This window comes from Gordonia sp. DT30, assembly GCF_049844915.1.
Lineage (GTDB): Bacteria > Actinomycetota > Actinomycetes > Mycobacteriales > Mycobacteriaceae > Gordonia.
This window is the reverse complement of record NZ_JBNCLY010000017.1, coordinates 76,634-98,732: the sequence shown is the minus strand read 5'-3', so window position 1 is coordinate 98,732 and position 22,099 is coordinate 76,634. Positions and strand designations below refer to the sequence as shown.

General features: G+C 67.9%; 20 protein-coding genes and 1 pseudogene. 12 read left to right on the top strand and 9 right to left on the bottom strand.

The features are described 5' to 3' along the window. Positions 1–21: 21 nt before the first annotated feature. The 3 genes and pseudogenes from ACLQ3C_RS15970 to ACLQ3C_RS15960 form a co-directional block, all read right to left on the bottom strand. Positions 22–609: pseudogene (locus tag ACLQ3C_RS15970) on the bottom strand (glycosyltransferase family 9 protein); the annotation flags it as partial. Between the two features lie 338 nt (positions 610–947). Next, on the bottom strand, positions 948–2,450 hold the full coding sequence (locus ACLQ3C_RS15965) for an HAD-IIIA family hydrolase (RefSeq protein ID WP_425706066.1): 1,503 nt from the start codon (positions 2,448–2,450) through the stop codon (positions 948–950). Continuing rightward, complete coding sequence (locus ACLQ3C_RS15960) at positions 2,443–4,071, bottom strand: carbamoyltransferase family protein (protein ID WP_425706065.1); 1,629 nt, start codon at positions 4,069–4,071, stop codon at positions 2,443–2,445. The genes ACLQ3C_RS15965 and ACLQ3C_RS15960 overlap by 8 nt, the downstream gene beginning before the upstream one ends. Before the next feature lie 165 nt (positions 4,072–4,236). Between ACLQ3C_RS15960 and ACLQ3C_RS15955 the strand changes: the two genes are divergently transcribed. From ACLQ3C_RS15955 to ACLQ3C_RS15925, 7 genes are all read left to right on the top strand, one after another. Next, on the top strand, positions 4,237–5,151 hold the full coding sequence (locus tag ACLQ3C_RS15955; protein WP_425706064.1) for a glycosyltransferase family 2 protein: 915 nt from the start codon (positions 4,237–4,239) through the stop codon (positions 5,149–5,151). Further along, complete coding sequence (locus tag ACLQ3C_RS15950; protein WP_425706063.1) at positions 5,148–6,059, top strand: glycosyltransferase family 2 protein; 912 nt, start codon at positions 5,148–5,150, stop codon at positions 6,057–6,059. Before ACLQ3C_RS15955 ends, ACLQ3C_RS15950 begins: the two co-directional genes overlap by 4 nt. Before the next feature lie 259 nt (positions 6,060–6,318). Then, the gene (locus ACLQ3C_RS15945) at positions 6,319–7,320 is read left to right on the top strand and encodes a glycosyltransferase (RefSeq protein ID WP_425706077.1); all 1,002 of its coding nucleotides are present in this window, start codon (positions 6,319–6,321) and stop codon (positions 7,318–7,320) included. Continuing rightward, on the top strand, positions 7,317–8,561 hold the full coding sequence (locus ACLQ3C_RS15940) for a glycosyltransferase (protein WP_425706062.1): 1,245 nt from the start codon (positions 7,317–7,319) through the stop codon (positions 8,559–8,561). Before ACLQ3C_RS15945 ends, ACLQ3C_RS15940 begins: the two co-directional genes overlap by 4 nt. Then, entirely contained in the window at positions 8,554–9,540 is a 987-nt protein-coding gene (locus ACLQ3C_RS15935) for a UDP-glucuronic acid decarboxylase family protein (RefSeq protein WP_425706061.1), read from the top strand. Before ACLQ3C_RS15940 ends, ACLQ3C_RS15935 begins: the two co-directional genes overlap by 8 nt. A gap of 48 nt (positions 9,541–9,588) precedes the next feature. Then, positions 9,589–10,053 (top strand): CinA family protein, encoded by a 465-nt coding sequence (locus tag ACLQ3C_RS15930; protein ID WP_425706060.1) that lies wholly within the window; start codon positions 9,589–9,591, stop codon positions 10,051–10,053. 32 nt (positions 10,054–10,085) lie between these two features. Beyond that, positions 10,086–11,858: a glycoside hydrolase family 15 protein gene (locus ACLQ3C_RS15925; protein WP_425706059.1), complete on the top strand. Its 1,773-nt coding sequence runs from the start codon at positions 10,086–10,088 to the stop codon at positions 11,856–11,858. A 16-nt stretch (positions 11,859–11,874) separates the two neighbouring features. On the opposite strand, the gene ACLQ3C_RS15920 is transcribed toward ACLQ3C_RS15925, so the two are convergent. After that, on the bottom strand, positions 11,875–12,609 hold the full coding sequence (locus ACLQ3C_RS15920) for a GAF and ANTAR domain-containing protein (protein WP_425706058.1): 735 nt from the start codon (positions 12,607–12,609) through the stop codon (positions 11,875–11,877). Positions 12,610–12,811: 202 nt separating this feature from the next. Between ACLQ3C_RS15920 and ACLQ3C_RS15915 the strand changes: the two genes are divergently transcribed. Both ACLQ3C_RS15915 and ACLQ3C_RS15910 read left to right on the top strand, forming a co-directional pair. Further along, entirely contained in the window at positions 12,812–13,522 is a 711-nt protein-coding gene (locus ACLQ3C_RS15915; protein ID WP_425706057.1) for a PAS and ANTAR domain-containing protein, read from the top strand. Between the two features lie 87 nt (positions 13,523–13,609). Beyond that, positions 13,610–14,788 (top strand): zinc-dependent alcohol dehydrogenase, encoded by a 1,179-nt coding sequence (locus tag ACLQ3C_RS15910; protein WP_425706056.1) that lies wholly within the window; start codon positions 13,610–13,612, stop codon positions 14,786–14,788. Between the two features lie 6 nt (positions 14,789–14,794). Here ACLQ3C_RS15910 and ACLQ3C_RS15905 read toward each other — a convergent pair whose 3' ends face one another. Further along, a complete protein-coding gene (locus tag ACLQ3C_RS15905; protein ID WP_425706055.1) occupies positions 14,795–16,255 on the bottom strand; it encodes an aminotransferase class I/II-fold pyridoxal phosphate-dependent enzyme in 1,461 nt (486 codons plus the stop codon). A 57-nt stretch (positions 16,256–16,312) separates the two neighbouring features. Continuing rightward, entirely contained in the window at positions 16,313–17,062 is a 750-nt protein-coding gene (locus tag ACLQ3C_RS15900; protein ID WP_425706076.1) for an RNA polymerase sigma factor SigF, read from the bottom strand. A gap of 349 nt (positions 17,063–17,411) precedes the next feature. On the opposite strand from ACLQ3C_RS15900, the gene ACLQ3C_RS15895 reads away from it, so the two are divergent. Beyond that, positions 17,412–17,837 carry an STAS domain-containing protein gene (locus ACLQ3C_RS15895; RefSeq protein ID WP_425706054.1) on the top strand — a complete coding sequence of 142 codons (426 nt, stop codon included), beginning with the start codon at positions 17,412–17,414 and terminating at the stop codon, positions 17,835–17,837. Positions 17,838–17,953: 116 nt separating this feature from the next. Here ACLQ3C_RS15895 and ACLQ3C_RS15890 read toward each other — a convergent pair whose 3' ends face one another. Both ACLQ3C_RS15890 and ACLQ3C_RS15885 read right to left on the bottom strand, forming a co-directional pair. Next, the gene (locus ACLQ3C_RS15890) at positions 17,954–18,397 is read right to left on the bottom strand and encodes an anti-sigma factor (protein ID WP_425706053.1); all 444 of its coding nucleotides are present in this window, start codon (positions 18,395–18,397) and stop codon (positions 17,954–17,956) included. Between the two features lie 122 nt (positions 18,398–18,519). Continuing rightward, positions 18,520–19,641, bottom strand: coding sequence for a hypothetical protein (locus ACLQ3C_RS15885; protein ID WP_425706052.1), 1,122 nt, complete (start codon positions 19,639–19,641; stop codon positions 18,520–18,522). Positions 19,642–19,767: 126 nt separating this feature from the next. Here ACLQ3C_RS15885 and ACLQ3C_RS15880 point away from each other — a divergent pair, with 126 nt between their 5' ends. Continuing rightward, complete coding sequence (locus tag ACLQ3C_RS15880; RefSeq protein ID WP_425706051.1) at positions 19,768–20,076, top strand: hypothetical protein; 309 nt, start codon at positions 19,768–19,770, stop codon at positions 20,074–20,076. Next, positions 20,073–20,453 carry a hypothetical protein gene (locus ACLQ3C_RS15875; protein ID WP_425706050.1) on the top strand — a complete coding sequence of 127 codons (381 nt, stop codon included), beginning with the start codon at positions 20,073–20,075 and terminating at the stop codon, positions 20,451–20,453. Before ACLQ3C_RS15880 ends, ACLQ3C_RS15875 begins: the two co-directional genes overlap by 4 nt. A gap of 25 nt (positions 20,454–20,478) precedes the next feature. Here the strand turns inward: ACLQ3C_RS15875 and ACLQ3C_RS15870 are convergent, their stop codons facing one another. Beyond that, the gene (locus ACLQ3C_RS15870) at positions 20,479–21,999 is read right to left on the bottom strand and encodes a catalase (protein ID WP_425706049.1); all 1,521 of its coding nucleotides are present in this window, start codon (positions 21,997–21,999) and stop codon (positions 20,479–20,481) included. Between the last annotated feature and the right edge of the window lie 100 nt (positions 22,000–22,099).

Below are 22,099 nucleotides of genomic sequence, written 5' to 3'. Positions count from 1 at the left end.
TCCGGCTACCGGGCAGGTGCGTGCCCGCGTCATCCGGCACGGTGCCTGCTGATCGCCGAGGACCACTCGCGGGACGCCGTGGGGCGCCCAACGCGCCGCCGGCACGACGGGCGCGAACAAGGAGACCACCGGGGTGCCGACGGCGGCGGCGAGGTGGGCCGGCCCGGTGTTAGGTGCCACCACGACCCGCGCGCCGGCGAGCACCACAGCCAGGTGCCCGAGGGTGGGCGTGGCCGCCGGCTCGGCGTCGGAATACTGTGCCACCGTTGCAGCCCAATCGGATTCACCGGGCCCGTGCGTCACCACCACACGGCGGCCTGCGTGACGCAGCGCTGCGGCGATCTGCGCGGTGTGGGCGGGCGTGGGCATTCGCGCGGGCACTGCGGCGCCGGGATGGATGGCCACATAGTCGCCCTCGAATGGTGCTTGCATCTCCGGGAGCAACACTCGCAGCCGCGAGCCGTCCGCATCGGCGGGTGCACCGGCAGCCTCGGCCAACTCGAGCATGCGTTGTGCCTCGGACACCTCGCCCGGCGGCGGCAGCCGCAGATCCAGCAACGAGCCCGGATAGTCCTCGCTCACCGCTCCGATCCACCCGACACCGGCCATCCGCAGCAGTAAGGCCAACGGCAGCGATGACTGATGAAACGACGTGAAGATGAGGGCGGCGTCGTGTCCGTGCAGACGCCGGCACAGCGCGGCGATCTCGGCGGCGCCGACCGGCGGCGACTCGACCCCGCTCCACGGCGCGTCGTACACCACGACGTCGTCGATTCCGGGGAGCAGGCGGGCGGCCGGCTCTCCTGCCGGACCGACCAGCAGAGTCAGCGAGCGCGCCTGCTGCGCAACCGCTCTCAAGGCCGGGCCGGCGAGAAGCACATCGCCGGCCGAGTCCAGACGGGCGCACAACACGCGTCGCCCGGTGAGCGGACCGGTCGATTCCGCGGTCATCGGTTCGCACCCATGATCAGGTCCACGGCATGGACCAGCGAGGAGGCGACTCGGGCGTGCTCGCGCGCCGCCGATACCTCCTCGGGCCGGGTTCGGTTGGTGGGCACCAGGATCGCGTCGGCTCCGGCCGCTCGTGCGGCCTCGACGTCGGCGCCGATGTCGCCGACGACCACGCACTCGGATGCGGGCACACCCAGCTCTTCGGCGGCCCGGCGGACCATGCCCGGCAGCGGCTTACGGCAGGAACAGCCGGCGTCGGGGGCGTGCGGACACACCTGCCAGGTGTTGAAGGGACCGAGCAACTCGCTCACCCGCGCGTTGACCCGCGCCAACGCATCGGTGCTGATGAGTCCGCGGCCCACGCCGGATTGGTTGCTGATGATTCCTGTGCGTATTCCGTTGCGGCGCAATGCGCTCAGTGCTTCGACGGCGTCCGGGACGAGGTCCACCCCATCCGGATCGTCGAGGTAGGGCACGTCCACGATCAAGGTGTCGTCGCGATCGAACAGCACCGCGGCGGGACGGCGCGGGCCGCGTGATCGGCGGATCTGCCATTCACCGCGCAGCCGATGCGTGATCGCCGCGAACGGGATCAGGGCACTGGTCAGCAGCATCGAGGCCACTTCGCGTGGCGTGCGCGGTCCGGGCGCGATCCGTCGCAGGGCGAACTCGAGAAATGCGGCGCCCCAAACGGTCACCGACACCGCAGCCGGGCGCCGACGGTGAGACATAGCTCCGGCAACGGCACCGACCGCGGCCAGCACCGTCAGTAGGTGCCGACCCGGGCGCCCGGGCCCGGCCCCGGTCGCGGCGCGCCAATTCCGTCCGTGTTTGTGGCGCATCAGGGCGTCGTCGGCGTTGCCGGCCTGGACCTTCACACTGCGCAGGAACCCGCCCGGGGCGATCGGATGGTCGACGACGCGCTCCCCCGAACGGATCTCGTGGCCGGCGCGGGACACCCGCAGGCCGAGGTCGGAGTCCTCGCGGTAGGCGCGCGGGAATCGAGGATCGAAGCCGCCGACCTCCAGCAGCACGCTGCGCCGGTAGGCCATCTCGGCGGTGATCCATTGCGCCCCGGCCAATCCGAGCGTGCGCCGCTGGTCGTCGGTGGGCCGCCCCGACGGCGCGGGAACGTGCACCCGGGCCTGGCTGGCGACGATACTGCGATCGAGTACTCGCAAATCGTCGGCCACCTGCCGGGTCCAGTCCGCGGGCAACTGCACGTCGTCGTCGACGAAGACCACCCATTCGGCCGACACCGACTGCCAGCCACGGTTACGCGCCGCCGCCGGACCGTGGCCGTCGCTGGCGACCACCCGCGTGGGGCAGGCCTCCGTGGACGGCATCCGCAAGGCCGGATCGGGATCGCGCCGATCGTCGACGACGACGATCTCCTCGGGCAGCGGTGCCGGGCCCGCCAGGATGCCCCCCACCAGATCGGTGAGGGCGTCTCGACCGATCGTGGGAATGACCACCGCATAGGTGAGTTGGTCAGTCATGCCGCCGCACCAGGAACGGACCGAGTGCCATCGCGTCGACGGGCGCCGACCCGAACAGCTCGAGGGCGTCGAGCACGCTGTCGACCATCGGGCGGCCGGCCGTGTTCAGGCTCGTGTTGACGATCACCGGCACCCCGGTCTTCTCCGCGACGCACTCGAGAAGGTGCGCGGTCTGCGGATCCGACTCACGGTCGACCGTCTGGATGCGCGCCGTCCCGTCGACGTGGGTGACCGCGGGCAACCGGACACGCCAGTCGGGGTGGACATCGTGGACGAAGAGCATGTAAGGACTGGGAATCGGGCCGCGGGAGAAGATCTCGGCGGCGCGATCGGCGAGCACCATCGGGGCGATGGGCCGGAACTGTTCGCGGCCCTTCACGTCGTTGATCCGCTCGAGGTTTCGTTCGTTGGATGGGTTGGCCAGCAACGACCGATGCCCTAGTGCCCGCGGCCCGAACTCGGACCGGCCCTGAAACCACGCGAGGATGCCGTCGTCGGCGAGGATCTGTGCGCAGGCCGCGCCGATGTCGTCGGGCCGCTCGAAGGGCACGCGGGCGGCGGTCAGTTGTGCGGCGATGTCCCTATCGTCGAATTCGCGGCCGAGGTCGGCGCCGGGGAATGGTGCGATGGTGTCGCCCGCGTCAGCCGAAACCGCCAGCGCCGCACCGAGTGCGGTGCCCGAGTCGCCGGCGGCGGGTTGTACCCACACCGACTCGAAGGGGCCCTCGTGGTGAATGCGGGTGTTCGCAACACAATTGAGCGCGGTGCCGCCTGCCATGGCGAGGTGCGCGGCGCCGGTGGCCCGGTGCAGCCACGTGGTGAGCTCGAGCAGCACCTCTTCGGTCACCATCTGCACGCTGCACGCCAGGTCGGCGTGTTGCGGATCGAAGGGCCCGGTCGGTTCGCGTCGTGGGACGAAGCCGTCCCAGTCGATCGGTTCGGTGACGAAATGTCCGCCCGAGGTCGCGTGGACCCGCTCGCGCAGGTCTGCGGCGAACCGTGGCTGCCCATAGGAAGCCAGCGCCATGACCTTGTATTCGTCGCTGGAGCGCGCAAACCCGAGATGTTCGGTCAGGTCCTCGTAGAACAGTCCCAGCGAATGCGGCAGTTGTTGTTCGGCGAGGATCTTCAGCTGCCCGTCGAGGTAGTGCCCGGCCAGCATCGACGTGTTCTCCCCACGCCCGTCACAGGTCAGGACGGCACAATCTCCCCGCGGATGCAGGAGACCGGCCGACGCCGCATGCGCCACGTGATGGCGGACGAACACGAAGCCGCCCAGGTCGACCCTGGGGAGCAGTGTGCGCAGGAAAAGCGGTGCGCGCCGGGCGAAGTCGGTGCGGATCGGCTCGGATCCGGGATCCAGGCCCGGACCATGGTCGGCGGCCAGATCGGGATCGTAGGAGTACGCCACCGCATCCAGATCGGCGCCGGTGAGGCCGGCTCGCGACAACACCCAGCGGATCGCGTTCTCCGGGAGTTCCCACGCGGAGAACGGCACCGGCCGTTTGCCGTGCTTGCGTCTGCTGAAACGTTCCTCTTCGGCGGCAGCCACCACCTGCCCGTCGACCACCAGCGCTGCCGCCGAGTCGTGAAAGACGGCATTGATACCCAGGACCCGCACTCTGTCCTCCCCGAGTCTCGTTCGGTTGATGACGGGCGGTTACCCGTCGCCACCGACTCGAAACCACCTATAGGGAATTCGCCGGTCACGGGCCTGCACGCCGCGTCCGGCTCGGCCTCGATGCTCGACGTTTGGCCCGGTCACCGGCCGGGTAGACGGCGTGCCATGGACTCCGACAAAGCGCTGGGCCCCGAAGACAGACGCGGGGGCGATGGGCCGGCGATCACCGTGGTGATCATCACCCACAACCGCTGCGCCGAACTCGACCGGACGCTGGCCGAACTCGACCGTGGCGGGATGCCGCCGACGATCGTGGTCGACAACGCCGGCACCGATGCGACCGCCGATGTGGTGGGCCGCCACGCGGCGGCGCATCCGATGGTGCGCTATGTCCGTTTACCGCAGAACATCGGTGCGCTCGGACGCAATCACGGGGTTACGTTGGCCGACACTCCCTACGTCGCCTTCTGCGACGACGACTCCTGGTGGGCGCCAGGCAGTCTCGATGCCGCGGTCGAGGTACTCGACGCGCACCCCGAGGTCGGGGCGCTCACCGGCCGGACGTTGGTGAATGCGGAGAACCGGCCCGACCCGATCAACGCCGAACTCGCCGCGAGCACGCTGCCGGGGCCGGCCTCGCTACCGGGTCCGCGGGTACTCGGCTTCCTCGCCTGTGCGACGGTCGTACGGGTCGACGCCTTCCGCAGTGTCGGCGGATTCTCGCCCGTTCTGGGATTCGTGGGTGAAGAGGCGCTGCTCGCAATGGATCTCGCCGCCGACGGCTGGTACGCGTGCTACGTCGAGGAGCTGGTCGTCCATCACCACCCGTCACCGATGCGGTCACCGTCGGACCGGCGCGGCCGCGAACTGACCAACTCCGTGCTGACCGATGCGATGCGTCGGCCGTTACCTCGTGCCGCACGTTCGGGCGCCACGCTGCTCGGTGCGCTGCTGCGGCGCGAGGTCCCGCCCGGCCATCTGGGCCGGGCACTGTCGGCGTTGCCGGGCGCCCTACGGCACCGGGTTCGACTACCCCCTGAGGTCGAGCGGGATCTGGTGGCCCTGGAGGCCGGCCGATGACCGAATTCGCGACGACGGCCTCGCGGGTGACCGTCGTGATGATCACCCATAATCGCCGGGACCAACTGGACCAGACGCTGACCCGGCTGGAGCCCACGGTGGGTGACGTACGGGTCATCGTGGTGGACAACGGGTCCGACGACGGCACCGTCGAGATGGTGCAGACCCGGCATCCGGGTGTCGAGGTGATCGGGCTGCCCGACAACGCCGGCGCGGTGGGCCGCAACATCGCGATCGAGCGGGTGCACACCCCGTATGTGGCGTTCTGCGACGACGACACGGTGTGGCAACCCGGGTCGCTCGAGCGCGGCGTCGCGCTGCTCGACGCCCACCCCGGGCTGGCGACGGTGACCGGGAAGTGTCTCGTCGAGCCGGAACTCGCCGAGGACCCCATCACCCCGGAGATGCGCGGGTCACCGCTTCGGCGGCCCGAGTGGATGCCCGGCCCCGCACTGCTGGGAATCATGGCCGGGCTGACCATGATTCGCACCGACGCGTTCCGTCAGGCCGGCGGCTTCTGCGAGCGCTACTGGCTCGGTGGCGAGGAGGAGTTGCTCGCACTCGATCTCGCGGCCGCGGGCTGGCACATGGTCTGGGATGAGCAGATGGTCATCCACCATCGACCGTCGGTGCGCCGCGACCCGACCCGCCGACGCCAGTTGGGCATCCGAAACACCCTGTGGACGTTGTGGTTACGGCGCCCGGCGATCCACGCGCTGCAACGTTCGTGGCGCATCGTCGCCTCCGCTCCACGCGACCGTGTCACGCTCGGTGCCGTCGCCGAGGCGGCTCGGTCCGCCGGCTGGGTGCTGCGCCATCGCAAGGTGGTGCCCGATCACGTCGAGGCCGGACTGCGGACGCTCGAACACAGTCAGGACCATTCGGTCGCAAGGCAATACGTCGGTTGACGGGCCGATCGACATGAATACCGCGGTCACCGCCACACCCACCGGTATCCGGGTGATGTTTGGCACCTGCGCCGACGGGTATTCCGGCCTGCAACGGCAAGTGCCCGCGCCAACCAGAATGCCCAGATGACCTGAATGCCCAGAAGACCAGAAGAGCAGAAGACCAAGGAGAGTACCGGTGACCAGATCCGTTGATCGCATCGATCCGCCGCGGTCCGTCGACGTTTTGGCACGGGGCCCGGCCGAGCTCTCGCCCGGGCTGACGGTGCTCGCCTGGCATGTACACGGATCCTGGATAAGTGCCTTCGTGCGCGGCGGCCACCGATATCTGATCCCCACCACGGGCGACGCCGACGATCCCGACGGTCGCGGCCGTGCCGGCCGGGACTGGCCGGCCGGGGCGATCGAGATCTCCCCGGGCGAATTACGATCCGCCGACCTCGATCTGGTGGTGTTGCAGCGGCCCGAGGAGATCGAACTCACCGAACGATGGACCGGGCGGCGCCCCGGCCGCGATCTCCCGGCCGTCTACGTCGAGCACAACACGCCGCGGGAGCACGCGGCGACGAGTCGGCACCCCCTCGCCGATCAGGACGCCATCCCGATCGTGCACGTGACCGACTTCAACCGGCTGATGTGGGATTGCGGCCGGGCCCGGACGGCCACCATCGACCACGGCATCGTCGATCCGGGATACCTCTACACCGGCACCGTCGACCGCGCCGCGACCATGATCAACGAGCCCGACCGGCGCTGGCGGATCACCGGCACCGATCTCCTCGCCCCACTGTCGCGATGGAGCGGGATCGATGTATACGGCATCGGTACAACAGGTCTCGAGTCGCGGCATCCCGGTCTCGGTGACATCCGCGGCAGCGGTGATCTCGATCAGACACAGTTGCACGCCGAGGTGGCCGCCCACCGCGTCTTCGTCCACACCGCGCGCTGGACGTCGCTCGGTCTCTCCCTGATCGAGGCGATGCACCTCGGGATGCCGGTGGTGGCGGTCGGCACCACCGAGGCCCCCGCCGCCGTTCCCGAAGGGGCCGGCGTCGTCTCCAACGACGTCGACACCCTCGGCGCGGCGCTGGCCGAGTTCGTCGCGGAGCCGACCGCCGCGCGGCTCGCGGGTAAACGCGCGCGCGAATGGGCCCTGGAGCGGTTCGGTTTGACGCGTTTTCTCGAACGTTGGGATCAGCAGATGTACGCGGTCTGTGAACTCAGTTCACCCGCACCGGGACGAAAGGCCGAAGTGAAATGAAGATCGCCATGGTGTCCGAACATGCCAGCCCACTGGCCGACTTCGGCGGGCCGGACGCGGGTGGGCAGAACGTACACGTCGCCGAGCTCGCCGCTGCACTCACCCGCGACGGCCACGACGTCACCGTCTACACCCGCCGCGACCGCCGGCGGACCCCCGTCGTGGTGACCGCCGACGCCGGCTACCGGGTACACCACATCAATGCCGGCCCGCCGCAGTCGATCCCGAAGGACGACATCTTTCCGCACCTCGGGGCGTTCGCCGATGAACTCGGCGAAGCACTGATCGCCGACCGTCCGCACGTGATCCACGCGCACTTCTGGATGTCGGGTCTCGCAGCGATCCTGGCCGGCAAGCCCCTCGGTCTCCCGGTGGTCGTCACCTATCACGCCCTCGGTGCCGAGAAGCGCCGCTTCCAGGGCAGCGAGGACACCAGCCCGCCGTCGCGGATCGCGATGGAAACCGTCATCGCCCGCCACGCCGACATGATCGCGGCGACGTGCACCGAGGAGGTGTTCGCGCTCTCGCGGATGGGTGCACCCACCGACCGGGTGACGGTCGTACCGTGCGGAGTGGACCTCGATGCCTTCGCCGCACCCGCCGATCCGCCCGCCGTGCTGACGCCGCGCCGGACGAATCACCGGGTGGTGAGTGTGGGACGGCTGGTGCCGCGCAAGGGTTTCGAGGTTGCCATCGAGGCACTGGCCGAGGTACCCGATACTGAACTCGTGATCGTCGGCGGGCCCGCCGACGGCGATGTCCTCGACGACCCGGAGGGTGCGCGCCTGTGGTCTCGCGCGCAGGAACTCGGCGTCGCCGACCGTGTGCTGCTCACCGGTCGCATGGACCGCGACATGATGCCCGCGATCCTGCAGTGTGGCGATCTCGTCCTCTGCACACCCTGGTACGAACCGTTCGGCATGGTGCCCCTCGAGGCGATGTCGGCCGGTACCCCGGTGGTCGCTGCCGCCGTCGGCGGCCTGCGTGACACGGTCGCGTCCGGGGTCTGCGGCGAGCTGGTGCCGCCACGCGATCCGCACGCACTCGCCGAAACGCTCAATGCCCTTCTCGCCGATCGCAATCGGATCGACGGCTACTCCGCAGCGGGTCTCGAACGGGTGCGTACCCGGTATACGTGGGCGCGGGTGGCGTCGGAGACCGCGCGTATCTACCGACGGGTGGTCGCCGCCCGCGGCAACACCCCGGCCGAATCCGAGACGAGGGACCGGTCCCATGCGTGAGCGCCAGCGTGTCCTGGTCACCGGTGGTGCCGGCCTCATCGGGCACCGGCTGTGCACGCGTCTGCTCGCCCGTGGCGCACAGGTGGTGTGCGTCGACGACCTGTCGACCGGTTCGGAGGCAAATCTGACCGACCTGTGCGATGACGACGGTTTCACGCTCATCCGGCACGACGTCGTCGACCCGCTGCCCGCGCTCGGCGCCGTCGACCTCGTCTTCCACCTGGCCTGTCCACCGTCGCCGGAGTATTACCTGGGACGGCCGGTGCACACGATCCGCTGCGCGTCGGAGGGGACGCGGAACACCCTCGAGGTGGCCCGACGCTCCGGCGCGCGCTACGTACTGGCATCGACCAGCGAGGTATACGGCGACCCCGCACAACATCCGCAAGTCGAAAGTTATTGGGGCAACGTCAATTCCGTCGGGCCGCGCTCGGTGTACGACGAAGGCAAGCGTTACGCCGAGGCGCTCACCATGGCCTATGCCCGCGAGTATGGGACCGACACGTCGATCGCCCGCATCTTCAACACCTACGGACCGGGGATGCGCGTCGACGACGGTCGCGTGGTGCCGGCGTTCATCGATGCGGCCCTCGACGGCCGGCCGCTCACGGTATTCGGCGACGGCACCCAGACCCGGTCACTGTGCTACGTCGACGACACCGTCGACGGACTCATGGCACTCGGCGACTCGTCGTGGCGCGACCCGGTCAACATCGGGAATCCGCACGAGATGACGGTTCTCGATCTCGCGGAGATCATCGTCGACGCGACCGGCGGATCCAGGTCCGTCGAGCATCACCCGGCCCGCGTCGACGATCCGGTCCGCCGTTGCCCGGACATCGGCGTGGCGCGCCGCGAACTGAAGTGGACGCCTCGGGTGTCAGCGGAGGAAGGCCTGCGCCGCACCGTCTCCTGGTTCGTCGGAAACCGCCGTCACCCGGTGGCGGCGGCCCGGGCGGTCGCCGATCATGCGGTGTGACGGTCACGATCCCGGCAATCCCGCTCATCATCGGTGGGCCGACACCCGATGAGTGAGCAGAGCGACCTCTGCGCCACGCTGTCGCGCCTGGCCGGGGAAGGCGAGGAGAACACGATCATCGCGGTCGCCGAATCCCTCACCGGCGGCAGCATCGCCGCGGCACTGAGCCGGGCCGAGAGTTCTGGAGACTGGTTCGCCGGTGGCGTCGTCGCCTACCGGCCCGAGGTCAAGCACGGACTGCTCGGTGTCCCCGACGGCCCGATCGTCTCGGCCGCGGCGGCGTCGGCGATGGCCGAGTCGACGGCTCGACTGCTGGGCGCCGATCTGGTGGTCGCGGTCACCGGCGAGGGCGGCCCCCAACCCCAGGAGGACGCCCCCGGGACCGTCTGGTTCGGCGTGTGCGCCCACGGGCGCACCGAGACGAGCAAGCACCGATTCGACGGCGAGCCGTCGCAGATCGTCGAGGCCACCACCCTTCACGCGCTCGAACTGCTGGTTGACGGATTGTCCTGAGCGCGCGTGGGCAAAGACGGCAGAATCGTCTCGTGACCACCCGCATCGAAGACTACGCACTCATCAGCAACTGCCGGACCGGGGCGTTGATCTCCCGGTCCGGTTCGGTGGACTGGCTCTGTGTGCCGCGATTCGACTCCTCGTCGATCTTCGCGGCCCTGCTCGGGTCGCATCACCACGGGAACTGGGCCCTGAGGCCGACCGGTGAATCCACACCCGCCGGCCGGCGCTACGACGGCGACACCATGATCCTGGTGACCCGATGGGAGACCGAGACCGGGATCGCCGAGGTCCACGAGTTCATGCCGATCGACGGCGCACGCGTCGACGTGGTGCGGCGCATCGTCGGGATCAGCGGCACCGTCGAGTTCACCACCGAGTTGCGGATGCGATTCGACTACGCACGCTCGGTGCCATGGGTGCAGCAGACCGGCGACGAGCAGCCCGAGCTGCTCGCGATCGCCGGACCGGACGCGGTACTGGTGCGCGGGGTGGCCTTACACGCGGAAGATCACGTGCACCACGCGACGGTGTCGGTGGGCGCCGGCGACCACCACGATCTGGTGCTCACCTGGTTCCACTCGTACCGCCCGCATCCCGAGCCGCTCGACGTCGACGCCGCCCTGGCGGCGACCCGCGACTGGTGGATCGAGTGGTCCGGGCACATCGAACACGAGGGCCCCTACCGCGACCAGGTCGTCCGGTCCCTGGTCACCTTGCGTGCACTGTCGAATCCGGACACCGGCGGGATCGTCGCCGCGGCCACCACGTCGTTGCCGGAAATGCCTGGCGGCGAACGTAATTGGGACTACCGATATGTGTGGCTGCGCGACGCCGCCCTCACCCTGATCGTGTTGATCTCCCATGGCTTCCTGCACGTCGCCGATTTCTGGCGAATCTGGCTGATGCGGGCGATCGCCGGCGACCCCAAGCAGGTGCAGATCCTGTACGGCGTTGCCGGAGAACGGGATCTGCCCGAGCGGGAGCTGCCGTTGCCGGGCTACGACGACTCGACGCCGGTGCGGGTCGGCAACGCCGCGGTCGGGCAATTCCAGGCCGACACCCTCGGGGAGGTGCTCGTCGCACTACACGTGGCACGCACCGCGGGGCTAGCCGAGACGGACTTCTCGTGGCCCTTGCAGCGCCATCTGATCAAGCGGGTCGAGGCCTACCTCGACCGCCCCGATCAGGGCATCTGGGAGATGCGGGGCGAACCGAAGTTCTTCACCCATTCACGGGTGATGGAGTGGGCCGCATTCGACCGCGGGGTGCGGGCGATCGAGGACTTCGATTTGACCGGCCCGCTCGAGAAATGGAAGCAGTTGCGCGACAAGCTCCGCACCGAGATCGAGAGTCAGATGGTCGATCCCGACGACGGCAACTTCGTCCAGTACTCGGGCACCCGTGAGGTCGATGCCGCACTGCTGCAACTGCCGCAGGTCGAATTCTGCGACCCCGACGATCCGCGCATGCTCGCCACCGTCGACAAGATCGAGCGCACCCTGATGCGCAACGGGCTGGTCCACCGCTACCGGTCGGAGACGGGCGTCGACGGCGTGTCCGGTACCGAATATCCGTTCCTGGCGTGCACGTTCTGGCTCGTCGAGCAATACGCGCGCAGCGGCCGGCACCACGACGCCCGAAAACTGATGCGGCGGGCCACCGCTACCGCGAGCGATCTCGGCCAGTTCTCCGAGGAGTACGACCCGGTCCACCAGCGGCAGGTCGGCAACGTGCCGCAAGCGCTGTCGCATCTGGCGTTCGTCCGTGCCGCCGACGCACTCGTCGGCACGGTCGACGGCTGAATCCCGACCCCTCGGCTCACGAGGTGGGTTCGCGGTCGCCGACCTCCTCGGCGGCGACGATCTGTACGGCCACCTCGGCGACCGGGATGTTGGACTCCTGGGACAGTTGCCGGATGATCTCGAAGGCGCGCACCGCGTCGACCCGATAGCGCTCCATGATCATGCCCTTCGCCTGGCCGATGATGTCGCGGCTGGCCAGGGCGCTGCGGAACTGCTGCCCGCGGCGGGCAGAGCTCAGGGCGATCGCCGCATGGGTCGCCAGGACCCTGGCGAGGTCCCGGTTCTTCTGGTCGAAGGCATTCGGTGACGCCGCGAACAGATTGAGTGCACCGAGTTCGCGATCACCCACATACAGCTGGATGGACAGGGTCGACCGAATCGGGGTGCGTTCCCGCACGGCGTGCATCAGTTCCGGCCACCGCACCTCGGTCTCGACGTCGGCGATGCCCACGGTGCGCTCCTGCCAGATCGCCTCGAAGCAGGGCCCGTCGCCGTATTCGTGCTGCAAGTCGTCGAACTGCCGGGCGATCGGGCCGGTCTCGGCGGTGGACGCCAGCTCGGGCCTGCCATTGCGGTCGCTGCGGGTCACCAGGGTGACGCCGGCGTAGTCGACGCCGGGCAGAATCTCCACCGCCGACTCGGTCATCCGCCGAAGCACCTGATCCGGACCGAACTCGGCCTCCGGGGCGCCGTGAACGGTGCGCGCCAACTCGGCGATCCGCGCGTAGGTCGGCGGTTCCACCGCACTCATCCTCCTCGAACTTGCGCCGATGCGCGGCACGAACATTTCGGCGCTGCCGCGCCCGGACCCTTGCAGTGTGCACCCGAACGGCGTCGACCGCGCCTGTTCGGCGGGACCAAGGCCACTACGCAGCACGGACGGGGTGTGAGTAAAGTGATCGTGCCCGAGACCGCCGGCACCGCTGCTGCATGTTGTTGTGGAGGTTGGAACAGTGCTCGATGATGTGGGAAACAACGCTGGTCTCGGTGACGCTGATTTCGAGGGCGCTGATTTCGATGATTCCGCGGATGCCGACAAGGTCGGAAGTTTCCGGTTCTTCTTCGACACCCAGTCCTGGGAATGGTCCGACGAGGTGGCGCGGCTGCACGGATACGCGCCCGGCGAGGTCGAGCCGACCACCGAACTGCTGGCCGGGCACAAGCATCCCGACGACCGCAACGACTTCGAGCACCTGGTCGAGGAGATGGCGACCAACCACAGTGTCTTCTCCAGTCGCCACCGCATCATCGACACCCGCGGCGAGGTGCACCACATCATGGTGATCGGCCAGCCGATCGTCGACGAGTCCGGCACCCCGATCGGCACCGAAGGCTTCTACCTCGACATGGACGGACTCGACTCCCGGATCGTGAAGGCCCAGATCGATCATCACGTCAACCGGTTCCGGAAGAGCCAGGGCGTGATCGAGCAGACCAAGGGCATGATCATGTTCACCTACCGGGTCAGCGCCGACCAGGCCTTCGAGGTGCTGAAGTGGCGTTCCCAGGTGACGAACGTCAAGGTCAGCATCCTGTGCCGCAACATCATCGCGGGCAGCCAGGCCATCTCGATTCCCGACAGCGCCCGGCACTCCTTCGACCATCTGCTGCTCACCGCACATCAGGACACCGATACCGCGGCGCCTCCCACCGACGACGAGTGACCGGCGCGCCCCGGCCGGCCGCGCGAGTTTGAGTCGACACCCTGCTGGGCACGCTGACTCCAAAGGCCGGCCGATCAGGAGAGCAGGATGCGAGCAGTCACGTGGCAGGGTAAACGCAAGGTGTCGGTGGACAAGGTGCCCGATCCGCGGATCGAGAAGCCGTCCGATGCCATCGTGAAGGTCACCTCGACCAACATCTGCGGATCGGATCTGCATCTGTACGAGGTGCTCGGGGCCTTCATGAATCCCGGGGACATCCTGGGTCATGAGCCGATGGGAGTCGTCGAGGAGGTCGGTGCCGACGCCGGCGATCTGCACGTCGGCGACCGGGTGGTGATCCCGTTCCAGATCTCGTGCGGCACCTGTCATATGTGCGACGAGCAGCTCTACACCCAGTGCGAGACAACGCAAGTCCGCGATCAGGGCATGGGCGCAGCGCTGTTCGGATATTCGAAGCTCTACGGCTCGGTGCCCGGCGGGCAAGCCGAATACCTCCGCGTCCCGCAGGCCCAGTTCACCCACATCAAGGTGCCCGACGACGCACCCGACTCACGGTACGTCTACCTCTCCGATGTGCTGCCTACCGCCTGGCAGGCCGTCGAATACGCGAACATCCCCGACAACGGCACGGTTACCGTCCTGGGCCTCGGCCCGATCGGCGACATGGCCACCCGCGTCGCCGCGTACCGCGGGGCCCGCGTGATCGCCGTCGACCGGGTTCCCGAACGGCTCGCACGCGCCGAGGACCGCGGTACCACGACGATCGACCTCGACTCGGTCGATGACGTCGCCGAAGCCGTTCGTGAACGGACCGACGGCCGGGGCAGCGATGCGGTGATCGACGCGGTGGGCATGGAGGCCCACGGCTCACCGGTCAATCAGCTCGCCCAGCGCCTCGTGGGCATGCTCCCCGATGCGGTGGCCGACCCGCTCATGCGCAACGCCGGGGTCGACCGGATGGCCGCGTTCTACACCGCCATCGACACGGTGCGCCGCGGCGGCACCATCTCGCTCATCGGGGTGTACGGCGGAACCGCCGACCCGCTGCCGATGCTCACCCTCTTCGACAAGCAGATCCAGTTGCGGATGGGCCAGGCGAACGTGAAGCGTTGGGTGCCCGAGATCCTGCCACTACTCACCGATGACGACCCGCTGGGCGTGGATACCTTTGCCACGCACGAACTCTCACTCGACCAGGCGCCACACGCCTACGACATCTTCCAAAACAAGCGCGACGGCGCGGTGAAGATCATCCTCAAGCCCTGAGCCGGTTCACCGCACGACCTTGATGGTATCGAGCTCGGAGTCCGCGGCATCGGGCAGATTCATCCCGGCGGCCTTGCCCGTGCGCAGGTACTCCAGCACCTCGTCGTCGAGCACCTCGCCGGGCACCACCACCGGGATACCCGGTGGGTACGGCGTGATCTGTTCTGCGGCCACACGTCCGGCCGCCCGATCGAGCGGGACGGCCTCGGTGTCGCCGAAGAAGGCGTCGCGCGGCAGGATGCGGGTCTCGAGTTCGAGCCCGGTGGGACCGGGTTGGTGAATCGGCGGCGGTGTCTCGAATCCCGGTGCGGCCGAGGCGAGATCACGCAGGGCCGCCAACAGCCGGTCGGCGCTGCGCTGGTCATCGGCCATCGACATGGTCGCGAGGATCCGGCGGTGGTCGCTGAGCCCGACGTCGAGCTGTCGCCTGTCGCGTAGCCAATCGGCACATTGGTAGCCACTGACCTCCATTTCGCTGACGTCGATGAGGACCTGGAGTTCGTCGAGGTCGTGGCTGGCCTGCTCACGCAGCAACTCGTCCTCCATGACCCGAAGGCCGTCGATGGCGTTGATCTCGCCACGGACGGCTCGTGCCAAACTCAGTGCGCGGCCCAGCAATTCCGTTCCCGACTCGATCATGTGCCGCCGCCAGCCGTCGAGTGCGGCATACACCAGCACGCTGGGACTCGTGGTCATCAGCAGGTCGGCACATTGCATGAGCCGAGAGCGGTCGACGAGGTCGCCCTGCACGTGGAAGACCGAGCCCTGCTCGAATCCGGCGCCCATCTTGTGCACGCTGACCACGCAGACGTCGGCGCCGGCGTTCATCGCCCAGGTGGGTAACTCGTCGTGGAACGGCAGGTGGGCGCCCCACGCCTCGTCGACGATCAGCGGCTTGCCGCGCTCATGGCAGATATCGGCGATGGCGCCGATGTCGGCGCAGGTGCCATAGGGAGTGGGGCTGACGATCAGCAGTCCGGCGGCCTCCGGCCGTTGCTCCCATGCCTCGCGAACCGCCTGCGGCGAGGGCGGATGAGTCAGATGCAGGGTCGTGTCCCAGCGGGGACGTACCCAGCGTGGTTGCAGGCCGGAGAAGATGAGGCCCGCGACGATCGACTTGTGGGCGTCGCGGGTGACGAGGAGCTCGCCGCGACTGCCGCCGGCCACGGCGAGCATGGCCGCCTTGACCGACAGCGAACTTCCGCATGTGGAGAAGAAGGCGATGTCGGCACCGACGGCATCGGCCATCAGCGTCTCGGCGGATGCGAGGTAACCGTTCGACGTCCGCCGGTCGTCGAGGCCGCCCGAGGCCAACAGATCCGAGCCGAATGCCTCGGCACCGATGGCCTCGAGAGTGCGTTCGTCGACACCACGGCCCTGGCGATGCCCGGGCGGGGTGAAACCGTAGCGACCCTGGCTCCGGTATGACACAAGTGCTTCCAACAATGGTGCGCGCGAGTGGTCCACGCGCCCGATACTAACCAGGTGCGTACGCCACGGGGATAGGCCGCGGCCCGCCGGCCGTCATCCGGCCGAGGCGTCGGGGGCGTCGGTGTCGGGCTCGGCGAGCTCCTCCCGCAACGCCCGCAGCGTGCGGGCAAGCAGCCGCGAGACGTGCATCTGCGAAATCCCCACCTGTGCGGCGATCTCGCTCTGCGACATGGCGTGAAAGAAGCGCAGCGACAAGATGGTTCGTTCGCGTTCCGGGAGCCGGGCCATCGCCGGGGCGAGTGTCACGTAGTCGTCGACCTGGGCCAGGTGCTCGTCCTCGTCACCGAGTGTCTCGCCGATCGAGCGTCGCTCGTCGTCGACCTCGGCATCGATAGAACTCGCGTTGTACGCCGAACGGGCCATCAGGCCGTCGATGACCTCGTCGACCGGTAGATCCAGATATTCCGCGAGCTCACTGGGGCGCGGCGATCGCCCGAGCCGTTGCACCAGCTCGTCGCCGGCCCGCCCGATCCGCAGCGACACCTCCTTGGTGCGCCGCGGCACGCGCATGCTCCAGGTGCCGTCCCGGAAGTGGCGCCGGACCTCCCCCATCACGGTGGGCACCGCGAACGACAGGAAACTTGCCCCGCGCTCGACGTCGAATCGGTCGATCGCGTTCACCAGCCCGATTCGTGCCACCTGCACCAGATCGTCGAAGGCCTCGCCACGGTCGGAGAAGCGGCGGGCGATGTGGTCGGCGAGGGGCAGACAGCGCTCGATGATCTGATCGCGCCTGGCCGCGTGCCGCGTCGCGTCGTCCTCGGCTCGCAGATCCGCGAGCAGACCGACCACGTCCGCGTACTCGTCGTCGCGTTCCCGTGGTGCCTTCCCAGCACTCTGCGCGCCGTCCGCCCCGGACGGCGTGCGAGCGAGTTCCTGGCGTTGCTCCCGGACCGACGACAAACATTTCCTCCGATCGACTCGATGCCCTCGCGCGGGCGGCTGACCGGCGACGATGGGCGTACCTCCCACGGTACCCAGTCACGGAAGATCCGAAACCACCTTGAAGGTCGGGCGCAGTCGCCGTACGGTAAACATCAGCGGTTCAGTCAAGTAGCTGCATACGGCCAAGACTGCGCACACCGGGGTCTTGACGTTCTTGATTGTCATCGACCGAGACGGAGTCCGTCCAATGAACCAGCTCGATACGCAAATCTCGTACCATCCATTGCCGGAGGCGAGAAATCCTCTGGCGCAGCGGTATTCAACCGAATCGTCGATGGGCGTCGGCCGATCTTTTTGTGTCCAGCAGCTCTCCGGTGCGATCGACATGCAGACCACAGCGGACTTCGCGGCGGCACTCGACCGTGTTCTCGGGCGTGCGCCCGAGGCCGTCGTCCTCGACATGTCTCAGGTCGAGTTCGTCAGCGCATCCGGGCTGGGGATACTCGTAAATTTCTGCGATGAGGCTGCGCGGCTGTCGGTCCCGGTTGCCGTCGTGTGCAGCCGGGCGATCGACCGGCCGGTCCGCGCCTGCCCGGTGGACATCCCGATCGACATTCACGGCTCGGTGGAGTCGGCAGGGTGGGCGGTGATCACCTCCGCCGTGTCGCACTGACGTGTCGCACTGACGTCCTGCCATACTGACGCGGGTCTTCTGCTTCATACGAATAGCGGCCGTGGCCTTGAAGGCCACGGCCGTTACTCGTTTCGTCATCTATTGTCTCGCGTCATCTATTGTCTTGCGCTGCTGCACTTTCCGATCGTGACGACGATGTCGCGCCGGTCGGGATGGTCGGTGTAGTCGATGGCCTGGGCATCGGTCACCGTGGTCACCACGCGCCAGCCGAACCCGTCGGTGTCGATATCGAATCCGCGCACCACCGTGCCGCTGACCCGGGCGAGCGCACCGGTCGGGCCGATCCGGAGGGAGACCTGCAGTCGTCCGTCGGACACGGTCGCCGAAATGATCTGGGAACTGATCTCGTCCACGGCGATCTTCACGTCGGCTACATCGTCGACCGTCCAGTCATCGAGGAAGAGTGCCCGTTCGATCACTGACCGGACGATCGAGAGCCGGTCGGATTCCGCGACGACCGCAAGCTCGACGGGCGCACCCGACGCGTGCAGCAGGTCGCCGATCACCACCTGCGCGTCTGTGGTCCCTCTGTATCCCACTAACCTCTCCTCACGAGCGTTGACTTCGTTTCCTTTTTACCCGCTCAACGCACAAGCAAAACCATTTGAGTCGATTGTCATTCGCTTCCGTGTCGCGCACGATCGGCCCAGAGACGACCTCCTCACTGCTCACGACGGTCTTCTCGAGTACGCCGGCGCATCCGCTCCCGGTATCCGTAGGTGGCCCGCAGCACATCATCGCGGCTGTCGGCACTCGATCCGATCGCTCCGGCGAACATCCCCAGGGAGGTCGCCAGCCAGGCCAGGCAGACGTAGTTGGCGGGGCCGACCGGACCGCCCAGCGTGCGCGCCAGGTACCCGGAGTCGATCACGACCGCCGCGGCGAGCAGGGTTGCGGTGAACAACGCCAGGTAGAGCACGGCGGCGCTGAACGCGACGGTGACGACCGTTGCCGTGTTGTAGAGACGGGCGCGGCGCCGCGAGGAATTGCGCGGGTTCTCCCACAAGCGGTTGTTGACCACCAGCCACACCGTCGCGAGCAGCAGCGACAGCAGCGAGATCGCGAGCAGACGCCACACACTCAAGGAGTTGGCCATCGACCAGATCGACGCGTAGAAGACGCCGAACGATGCAGCTGCGGCCGCCGCCGCCATCATCCCCGTCAGTGTGGGGATCAGACGCCACGGCCGGTTGTCGCGAACCATCCCCAACGCCAGGCGCAGCCGGCCCAGTGGGCGCTCGTCGATCAGCCGGTCGGTGCCGTCCCGGCAATCCTGTACCCACTGCCTCCCCGCGCTCGTCGCCGCATCCCGCTCCCCGCGAATCCGGCGCGCCGCGGTGCCGATCCCCGAGATCAGCCGCCGGTGCGGAAACGGCCCCAGCGCCGGGGTGGAGATGACTGCGGACTGCCGCGTCGGATCCACCTCGATCACCACCACACAGGGCTTGTCGGAGCGGTTCTTGTCGGGCCGCAGCCGGTCGGGGTGCAGTTTGTCGGGCCGGAGCCCGTCCGGCTGCTGCGCGTCGCCGAAGCGGGGGATCTCCGTCACGAACACCACCGCGTCCGGACCGATGGGCTCGTGGGAGCGGATCGCGTCGAGGCTCAGCTTCGGTTCCATCTCCAATGACGACTCGGTCGCGATGGTCAGACCGCGATAGCGCAGCGAATTCGATTCCAGGACTTCGCGGATCCGATCCTCTGACCTCTCGAGAATCGCTGCGGGCAAGCCGTGTTCGGCGATGATGCGCAATCCGTCGGCCGCGACGACTTCGGGGGGTGGCATGTGACTGCGGATACCCAGGAGGCGTGCGGGCCAACCACCCGCGTGTGCTGATGGCAGCGAGTTTGACCTTCCCGGGGGTCGGGTAACCCCAACACATCAGTAGGACCGTCGGAGAAGGAGACCATGATGGCCATCTGCGACATGTGCGGCAACGACTATGCGAGAGCCATGACGATCACCATCGGCGGTGAGAAGAACTCCGGAGGCGTGTTCGACAGCTTCGAATGCGCGATCGCCGCGCTGGCCCCGCGGTGCGGACACTGCCGATGCCGGATCATCGGACACGGGGTGGAGTCCGGGTGCAACATCTTCTGTTGCGCCCATTGCGCTCGCGAGGCCGGTCACGACGGACTCGTCGACCAGGCCGGCCATACCGACGGCGGCTCCGGACAATGGAAGGTCTTCGACGACAGCCGGGAAGGAGTCGTCGAATGAGTGCCGATCACCGATCCGACCGCAGCACACGTGGCGGCGGGACCGAAGGGCATCCCGGCCATCGGTCGGCATCGCGGGCACGTGCCATCAAGAGCACCGGGCTCCTCGGCTTCGTCGTGCTGGCTATCGCCATCGTGCTACTGGTGCTGGCCATCGGCGCCACCGCCGGGCATCATGCCGCGGGCGGATGGCTCTGGCTGGCCACCGTGATCGTCGGGATCGTCGGCCTCGCGATGGTCGCCACCGGCCGGGTTCTCGCGACGTCGACGCCCGCACATGAGCGGCCCCAAGAGGATCCGCTGCAGCCCGAGGTGACCGCCGAGGACGAGGAGAACTACCGGCAGCTCTATCGCCGCGGGCGAGGCCGGCGGCGATAGAGTCTGACGACAACTTCTTGGGCCGCTACGCCTTTCGCTGCATCGACGAGCGGGCCGGATTGTGCTGCGCCTGCTTCTTCGGGTCCGGCTCGTCGGCCTTCTCCGTGACGCCCTTCTTGATCCGCGCACCGACGTCGGGATCGATCCGGTGCCAGTACTCGAAGGCTCGTGCCAGCACCGGCTCGGACACACCGTTGAGCAGATGGCCGACGACGTTGTCCACCAGTCGTTCCCGGGCGGCGTCGTCGAGCACTTCGCGCACCAGCGTGCCCGGCTGCCCCCAGTCGTCGTCCTCGGGATGATCCGTGTACGCGCTGCGGACGATCTCGCCGTCGGCGGCCCATTGCGGTTCCGGCTGACCGGAGAACGTCGCCGCCGGCCCGCCCTTGGAGTTGGGCGCGTAGACCGGGTCGGTCACCGGATTGATGCGCATCACACCGTCTTTGGAGTACGAGTGCACCTCGTTGCGCGGTGCGTTGACCGGAATCTGCCGGTAGTTCGCACCCAGGCGGTACCGATGCGCGTCGGAGTAGGAGAAGACCCGGCCGAGCAGCATGCGGTCGGGGCTGAAACCGATGCCGGGGACGACGTTGTTCGGCTCGAAGGCGGCCTGCTCGATCTGGGTGTGGTTGTCGGTGGGGTTGGTGTGCAACGTCATCCGGCCCACCTCGTGCAGCGGGTAGTCGCTGTGCGGCCACACCTTGGTGAGATCGAACGGGTTGAACCGGTAGGACGTCGCGTCGTCGTAGGGCATGATCTGCACCTTGAGCGTCCAGCTCGGATAATTGCCCGCCGCAATGGATTCGAACAGATCGCGGGTGTGGAAGTCGGTATCTGCCGACGCCATCTGATCGCCCTCGTCCTGGGTGAAGTACTCGACTCCCTGATCGGAGATGAAGTGGTATTTCACCCACGACTTCACACCCTGCGCGTTGACCCACATGTACGTGTGTGAGCTGTAACCGTTCATGTGGCGCCACGTCTTCGGGATGCCGCGATCGCCCATCAGCCAGGTCACCTGATGCGCCGTTTCCGGCGACAACGTCCAGAAGTCCCACTGCATGTCGTGATCGCGAAGATTGTTGTCGGCGCGGCGTTTCTGTGACCGGATGAAGTGCTGGAACTTGAGCGGATCCTTGACGAAGAAGACCGGCGTGTTGTTGCCGACCATGTCGTAGTTGCCCTCGTCGGTGTAGAACTTGAGCGCGAATCCGCGCGGGTCGCGCCAGGTGTCGGGGCTGCCCCGTTCCCCGGCGACGGTGGAGAATCTCGCCACCATCTCCGTCTTCACGCCCGGCTGGAACAATCCCGCGCAGGTGTGGTCGGTGACGTCGGCGGTGGTCTCGAAGGTGCCGAACGCACCACTGCCCTTGGCGTGCGGCTGCCGCTCGGGAATGCGTTCCCGGTTGAACTGCGCCATCTGTTCGATGAGGTAGTGATCATGCAGGACGATGGGCCCACCGGCGCCGACGGTCAGGGAATGTTCGTCACTGCCTGCCGGAGCGCCCGAATCGCTGGTCGTGTAGAAATCGTTGTTCTCGGACATATCGCCTCCCACGGCGGTGGCCCGGACAGAACCGGCCGGACCCGATTGTCAGTTGCCTCCGGCACCGGGGCGCGGCGCCGGACCGCTTCCCGAAGAACGG

Coding starts and splice junctions, on each gene's coding strand:
- ACLQ3C_RS15870 (WP_425706049.1), bottom strand. CDS start 21,999: ATGTCCGAGAACAACGATTTCTACACGACCAGCGATTCGGGCGCTCCG.
- ACLQ3C_RS15955 (WP_425706064.1), top strand. CDS start 4,237: ATGGACTCCGACAAAGCGCTGGGCCCCGAAGACAGACGCGGGGGCGAT.
- ACLQ3C_RS15885 (WP_425706052.1), bottom strand. CDS start 19,641: ATGCCACCCCCCGAAGTCGTCGCGGCCGACGGATTGCGCATCATCGCC.
- ACLQ3C_RS15875 (WP_425706050.1), top strand. CDS start 20,073: ATGAGTGCCGATCACCGATCCGACCGCAGCACACGTGGCGGCGGGACC.
- ACLQ3C_RS15965 (WP_425706066.1), bottom strand. CDS start 2,450: ATGACTGACCAACTCACCTATGCGGTGGTCATTCCCACGATCGGTCGA.
- ACLQ3C_RS15935 (WP_425706061.1), top strand. CDS start 8,554: ATGCGTGAGCGCCAGCGTGTCCTGGTCACCGGTGGTGCCGGCCTCATC.
- ACLQ3C_RS15940 (WP_425706062.1), top strand. CDS start 7,317: ATGAAGATCGCCATGGTGTCCGAACATGCCAGCCCACTGGCCGACTTC.
- ACLQ3C_RS15880 (WP_425706051.1), top strand. CDS start 19,768: ATGGCCATCTGCGACATGTGCGGCAACGACTATGCGAGAGCCATGACG.
- ACLQ3C_RS15950 (WP_425706063.1), top strand. CDS start 5,148: ATGACCGAATTCGCGACGACGGCCTCGCGGGTGACCGTCGTGATGATC.
- ACLQ3C_RS15895 (WP_425706054.1), top strand. CDS start 17,412: ATGAACCAGCTCGATACGCAAATCTCGTACCATCCATTGCCGGAGGCG.
- ACLQ3C_RS15920 (WP_425706058.1), bottom strand. CDS start 12,609: ATGAGTGCGGTGGAACCGCCGACCTACGCGCGGATCGCCGAGTTGGCG.
- ACLQ3C_RS15910 (WP_425706056.1), top strand. CDS start 13,610: ATGCGAGCAGTCACGTGGCAGGGTAAACGCAAGGTGTCGGTGGACAAG.
- ACLQ3C_RS15930 (WP_425706060.1), top strand. CDS start 9,589: ATGAGTGAGCAGAGCGACCTCTGCGCCACGCTGTCGCGCCTGGCCGGG.